Annotated in this window: 6 protein-coding genes; 5 read left to right on the forward strand and 1 reads right to left on the reverse strand. The window is 56.6% G+C overall.

The features are described from left to right. Together VGC62_RS06685 and VGC62_RS06690 are read left to right on the forward strand one after the other, a co-directional pair. Positions 1 to 1,732: hypothetical protein (locus tag VGC62_RS06685; RefSeq protein ID WP_331186282.1), on the forward strand; the 1,732-nt coding region annotated here is incomplete at its 5' end. Beyond that, on the forward strand, positions 1,732 to 3,228 hold the full coding sequence (locus VGC62_RS06690) for a hypothetical protein (RefSeq protein WP_331186283.1): 1,497 nt from the start codon (positions 1,732 to 1,734) through the stop codon (positions 3,226 to 3,228). The genes VGC62_RS06685 and VGC62_RS06690, both read left to right, overlap by 1 nt. A 391-nt stretch (positions 3,229 to 3,619) precedes the next feature. Here VGC62_RS06690 and VGC62_RS06695 read toward each other — a convergent pair whose 3' ends face one another. Beyond that, positions 3,620 to 4,282, reverse strand: coding sequence for an HNH endonuclease signature motif containing protein (locus VGC62_RS06695; RefSeq protein ID WP_331186284.1), 663 nt, complete (start codon positions 4,280 to 4,282; stop codon positions 3,620 to 3,622). A 59-nt stretch (positions 4,283 to 4,341) separates the two neighbouring features. On the opposite strand from VGC62_RS06695, the gene VGC62_RS06700 reads away from it, so the two are divergent. The 3 genes from VGC62_RS06700 to VGC62_RS06710 all read left to right on the forward strand — a co-directional run. Beyond that, complete coding sequence (locus VGC62_RS06700; RefSeq protein WP_331186285.1) at positions 4,342 to 5,346, forward strand: hypothetical protein; 1,005 nt, start codon at positions 4,342 to 4,344, stop codon at positions 5,344 to 5,346. A gap of 1 nt (position 5,347) precedes the next feature. After that, the gene (locus VGC62_RS06705; protein WP_331186286.1) at positions 5,348 to 5,827 is read left to right on the forward strand and encodes a hypothetical protein; all 480 of its coding nucleotides are present in this window, start codon (positions 5,348 to 5,350) and stop codon (positions 5,825 to 5,827) included. Beyond that, on the forward strand, positions 5,828 to 6,247 hold a 420-nt coding region (locus VGC62_RS06710), incomplete at its 3' end, for a hypothetical protein (RefSeq protein ID WP_331186287.1). It lies immediately after the preceding gene.

The raw sequence follows: 6,247 nt of genomic DNA on the forward strand, positions 1-6,247 counted from the left end.
GATTTTCGCATTTAACTTTCTGACGCCGGACCAGATCGCAGCGGTTAAAGCAGGCACGGCGGGAGACTATCGTGCCATCATGCAGAACATGATAAACGTCGCCTCGGCGGCGGGCATGACACTGGTGATGAACGCTGCACAATGGCGAATGGCGCCGTTGCCAGATGCTTCGCCGAACTTCGGTCTGTGCCTAGACATACCAAGCAACACGACGATCCGATGGGAATTGGGCGGCACACTTCAATTGCTCGCCCACAACAACACCATCTACCAAATGTTGCGCGTCTGGGATCGAACCGACGTTCGTCTAATAAACCCGCCGCTTGATGGCCGAAAAGATCTAAATTCCGCTTCGACTGGCGAGTTTGGTATGGGTATTGACATTCGCGGCGGGAATAGAATCCGCGTGGAATACCCCGTCACGAACAACACATGGGGCGATGGAATCTATTTTGGCCGAGGTGCTACTACGGGCGTGCCGCAAGGTTGCTATATCTTGCGCCCCGATGCGGATGCATGCCGCCGACAAGGCATGTCAATTACCACCGGCAAAAACATTACGGTGGAATCTGCGCGTTGGACGAATATCGGCGGTACGTCCCCTGGCGCGGGATTGGACATTGAGCCGGACAACAATACTGAAGAATTGATCGGCATTCGGATTCTCAATCCCTACACGGAGAACTGCGCCGGGCCGGGCATTTTGATTGCGCTTCAAGCATTTGCAGGTGTCATTCCTAAAACCGTAGACATCACCATCGAAAACCACACCGATGACGGCAGCGTGGTCGGGTACAGCGCAGGCGGTGTGAACACCACCACGAACGGCCTGATCGCCACGCAGGGTACCTATGTTGTGAAGGGCAAGATAACGACCCTGGACCCCTGCTGGAAGAACAGCAAGGGCGCCGCCTTCCTGTCCAGCGAACACGACGTGCTCGGACCTCAGATCCAAGCTGTGCGCCCGACCGTTGTGGACTGCAACCGCAGCGCCTCGGCGGCACCGAGCTACGGCAGCCCGTTCGTGGTTTTGCGCGACACAGGCAGCCCGCGGACCTATGTCATTGGCAATGCACAAGTCCTGGAACCCACGGTCGTCATCAATTCGGGATCAATCCCGAAAACGTTCTTTTACCGAGACAACGTAGCGGCCTCTGGCAACGTGGCTCGAGCGGACTTTGTTAACCCGCGTTCAATAGTTGGGGTCACAGTAAACAATAACGGCGGCCACTATGGCACTGGTCGGTTGTCCGATGAGTACGCTCAACTGGGAAATGACACCGCGTCGACGCAAGGAAATTACGGGAACTATGGTGCACTTGTGGCAGCGAATGCCAGCGTGTCTTTTGACCTTTCGGATACGTTGTACCTTGCGGGCGGACCTGACATCATCATCCGCCAACCCTATGCGGCAAGTTGCATCGTTCGCACAGGTGGCGCGGGAAATGGAACTGGACGTTTTCGCGGCCTTGGTATAGGGCAACGTCTGCAGGCGAACGGCAAGCCTGGGGCATACCTGCGAGTCCGGCCCGAAGGAGCGAACGTGTTCAAGATCATCGAGAACGTCGGCCCATGGTCGGTGCTCTCAGTCTCTGGCACAACTGCCAACCGGCCAGTCCTTACAGCTTCCGATGTTGGCGTTGGATATCTGGATACGACCCTAGCCGCTGCTGGAAAGCCAATCACATGGAATGGCGCGTCATGGGTTGATGCAACGGGCGCTGTCGTTTAATGCCTGCAATCGCCAAGACCGCTTCTATGCCGGCCCCGGTCGGCGGCTTGAACGCGCGCGATTCTCTTGCAGCGATGAAGCCGTTGGATGCGGTCATTCTGGACGACTGGTATCCGACCACGACCGGGGTGGATGTACGCAAGGGCTACAGCAAATGGGTGACCGGCATTGCAGCCAGAACCCAAACGATCTTTCGCTATGCCACGGCGACGGGTACGTATCAGATCTTCGCGGCAGCCGGGACCAGTTTCTACAATGTGAGTTCGGCGGGTGCCGTGGGCGCTCCGGTGGTCACTGGGCTGACGAATGCTCAATGGTGCTACACGAACATCGTGACGCCTGGCGGGCCCTTCCTGTGGGCTGTGAATGGGCAGGACAACGGCAAGATCTACGACGGGACTACTTGGGCCGATGTATCCATCACTGGCATCACGTCCAACCTGCTGGCTCAGGTGAACGTGTTCGGCAACCGCCTGTTCATGGTGGAAAAGAACCGCTTGCGGGTCTGGTATCTTGCCGTGCAAAGCATCGCAGGAGCCGCTACGTCATTTGACCTGGCGACGATCTTTCCTCGTGGCGGCTACCTGATGGCGATGGGATCATGGTCGGTGGACGCTGGCGCAGGCCTGAATGACCTGGCCGTCTTCATCTCGTCGGAAGGTGAAGTCGCCATCTATCAGGGGCTCGACCCGGCCACATGGACGAAGCAAGGGGTGTACTACCTGGGCCGGCCAATCGGTCGGAAGTGCTTCGCCAAGATGGGCGGCGATGCTCTCATCATGTGCGAGCAAGGCATCTTCCCGCTAAGTCGGGCTCTTCTGTCGGCCACCATTGACCGCTCTATCGCACTGACGGACAAGATCCAGAACTTGATCAATCAGGCTGTCGTGGCATATGAAGGCAACTACGGCTGGCAGATGTCGGTTTTCCCCGAGCAGAACCAGCTATGGTTGAACGTGCCTACGTCTTCCACTACCAGCATTCAGTACGTGATGAACACCATCACCAGCTCATGGGCGCGGTTCACGAATATGAACGCCTCTTGCTGGGAAGTGGTAGGGCCGAGCATCTATTTCGGCGGAACGAACGTCTACAAAGCGTGGAGCGGGAATTTTGATGATGGCGTGCCTATCCGTGCGGACGCCTTGCAGGCCTATTCCAACTTCCGCACCAATGCGTTGCAGAAGTACTTCACGATGGTTCGCCCATCACTGTTGTCGGACGGCTCGCCTTCAATCCTGTTTGGATTGAATGTCGATTTCCTGCAGACCCCCTCCACCGGCTCTTTGTCGTACACGCCGCCGACAGGCATGGTCTGGGGCTCGATGGTTTGGGGGACGATGGTGTGGGGCGGGAGCCTAACGCAGATCAGCTCCTGGCAGACCGTGGGGGCTCTCGGCAGGTACGCCGCACTTCGCCTCACTGTTTCCGGCAATGGCGCGTCGTTGACTTGGAACACGACTGACACGTTGTATCAGGTCGGATCTGTGTTGTGATAACAACTGACGCGTCAATTGTTGGACCATGGGTCTGTGAGCGCACGGGCGGCCAATATGAAGCTGGGACTTCTACGGCCATTGGCTGGCTCACAGATGGGAATCTGACTGCCGGGTGCCTCTTCGATATGTACAACGGGGCAAGTATTTGCATGCATGTTGCTGCAGATCGACCCGTCACCAAAGCCTATACTAAATACTGTTTCCAGTATGTGTTCTGCCAACTTAAGGTGAAAAAAGCCATAGGTTTGGTAGACTCAATCAATGACCGCGCCCTCCGGTTCGATCACAAACTTGGCTTTGTGGAAGAGGCACGAATTGCCAACGCCACAAAAGATGGTGATCTTGTCATTCTCACGATGACTAAGGAGCAATGTCGGTGGCTGTAATTTCAGATGTGCTTCCAGCAGCGTCTTGTGCAGATGTGCGAAACCATGGACTTCCCAATGGAGAAATGCTTGGCGATTTCGCCTGTGCTGAGCCCATCGGCGCGCATTGCTCTAATCTTCAAAACGTCGTTTTCTCCGATCTTCGCCCTTCCGTTTTTGGAGCCAATCCCAAGGGGCGGCGGAGATTTGGGCCTGCCGGTCCTAGGCTTCGGATGATTTTTCTTGATTGGCGGAAGCATGCCGCCCCGCTCAATTGCGGAGGAAATAGTTCGTCGGTAGACCTGGAAAGCTCTCATGAGCTTGGCATTGGACACGCCAAGAGTAAAAAGCGTATGAATGATGTCGCATTCGACTTGGCTAAAGACCATCGCACGCCTTTCCTTGGCGATGCAGTCTTGCGAGTTATCTCTGGCGGTCCCAAGAAACAAATGGTCCGGGTTGGTGCATTCGGGGTTGTCGCACTTGTGGCAAACATGAAGGCCTTCTGGGATTTCCCCAAAATGAATAAGCCAAGACGCGCGGCTGGCGGTGATCTTGGTCTTTTTCGCGTCGCCACCTTTCATGATCATCCCGTACCCGAAAGAATGCTTGCTGCCGGACCATTTCCAACAGCCATCGGCTTTGATCACTTTTGCCCAAAACCGGGCTGGCAATGTATCGTTCATAGAAAACCTCTAGGAGATAAAGAAGTGGTGAAACTCAACTCTATCACAGAGGTGTAATCGTGGGGTCCAAATCTTCTGCCCCTGCGGCCCCCGACTACGTCGGCCAAGCCCAAGCTCAAGCGGCGGGCAACCTGCAGGCCGCTCGGTCGCAAACCTCGGCCAACCGCATCAACCAGGTGACGCCTTACGGCAGTCTGAAGTACACGCAAGGCACTGGCTTCGATCAGGAGGGCTACGACAAGGCTGTGTCCGACTACGACCACATGCAGGATCTTTTGGCCAACATGCAGGACCAAGGGCAGGCGCAGCAGCTTCGCGAGTATCAGGCGCATGTGGGGGCTTATCAGAAACCGACGCGCGAACAGTTCACCATGGACCCGGATACGTGGTCCTCACAGATTGAGCTAAGTGATACCGGGCAACAGTTGCTCGATGCGTACAACCGCACGAGCCTTGGGCTGGCCGATCTGCAGGGCACTGCAATGGATCGAGTTCGCGACTCGATGGCGCAGCCTTTCGACACCTCCGGCCTGATCGACATCAACGGTCAAACGGGGATGGATGGTTGGGATCGCGCGGTTGATCTGATTCGCCAGCGCCAGAACCCTGAACTGGACCGCCAGCAATCGTCTTTGGATGCAAAACTAGCCAATCAGGGTCTGACGCAAGGCTCTGAGGGCTGGGGCATCCAGCAACAGCAGTTTGGCAAGCAACGCAATGACGCGGATATCGCGGCCAATCTAGCCGGCTCGCAGGTGCAAAACCAGATGTTCCAGCAGGCCCTTGCCGGGAATCAAGCAACCCTGCAGCAACGGCAGTTCCTGCGCCAGCTCCCCTTGAACGAACTGAATGCGTTGCGCACTGGCTCGCAGGTGACCAACCCCACATTCAACACGCCCGGGCAGCAAGGCCAGACCAGCGGGCCCGACCTGCTGGGCGCGACGAACTCCCAATACAACGCGCAGGTCGGCAACGCAAACGCTGAAAACGCTGCTGCTGCTCAACAGACCCAGGCGGGCATCAGCGCTGCCAGCAGCATCGCCATGCTGGCCTACATGTACTGACATGGACCATCTGGCGCTTCTGTATCAGATCATCATCGCAAGCGAGCCATTGCTTGGAGAGGCCATCTTTCTTTTGAAAGACGAGGGCTGGGAAAAAGACCTGAAGACGTTCTATGAAAAGCATCTTGAGGACGAAAAGAACCACGCTGTTTGGCTGAAAGAGGATTTGGGCGATCACCCAGTCAATTTGCACTATGGAGCCGCCCAGCTTGCTGGGATGGCCTATTACCTCGTCCGCCATGTCCATCCGGTTTCCTTGATGGGCTACATGATGGCGCTTGAGGGCAATCCGATCCCCATGGAATACGTCGAGTCCATCGAGAATGAATTTGGCGTCAAGGCTGCGCGAACGCTCCGCCACCATGCCGAAGAAGACCCTCATCATTTCGCCGAACTGAAGGCTTTCCCAATTCCTGAAGAATGGGCGCCTTTGGTGGAAAATACACGGCTACAAACACTTCAATTCATCAGAGGGCTGTAAATGGCAACGTCTGTCAACTTCTTCCAGCCCGGCACTGATGCGGCAATCGACGCGAACTCGATCCAGCGTCAGCGCGAAATGGCGATGCTGCTGCTCAAGCAATCCCAGCAGACTCCGCAAGGTCAGATGGTCAGTGGACACTACGTCCCGCCCAGCGCCCTTGAAGGGGTCTCCAATGCCGTCCGTGGACTGGGGTCGGTCCTGATGAACAAGCAGTCCGACGACCGCGAGCGCAAGATGGCCGAAGCACTGCGCACCAGGAACACGCAGGATGCCAACGATTTCATTGGTGCGCTGCAAGGCTCTCCAGGTCGGAAGATCCAGCCTCTGACGCCGAACGACGACGAAGGCAACCCTATGCCTGTAGTCGAGACTGCAGCTGTTCCTCCCGACCGGAACCGGGCTCTCGCACTCGCTTTG

The organism is Pseudomonas sp. (assembly GCF_036404235.1).
GTDB lineage: Bacteria > Pseudomonadota > Gammaproteobacteria > Pseudomonadales > Pseudomonadaceae > Aquipseudomonas.

What these genes read in the sequence shown, in the direction of transcription:
- VGC62_RS06695 (WP_331186284.1), bottom strand. Translation starts at nt 4,282, where the DNA reads ATGAACGATACATTGCCAGCCCGGTTTTGGGCAAAAGTGATCAAAGCC.
- VGC62_RS06705 (WP_331186286.1), top strand. Translation starts at nt 5,348, where the DNA reads ATGGACCATCTGGCGCTTCTGTATCAGATCATCATCGCAAGCGAGCCA.
- VGC62_RS06690 (WP_331186283.1), top strand. Translation starts at nt 1,732, where the DNA reads ATGCCTGCAATCGCCAAGACCGCTTCTATGCCGGCCCCGGTCGGCGGC.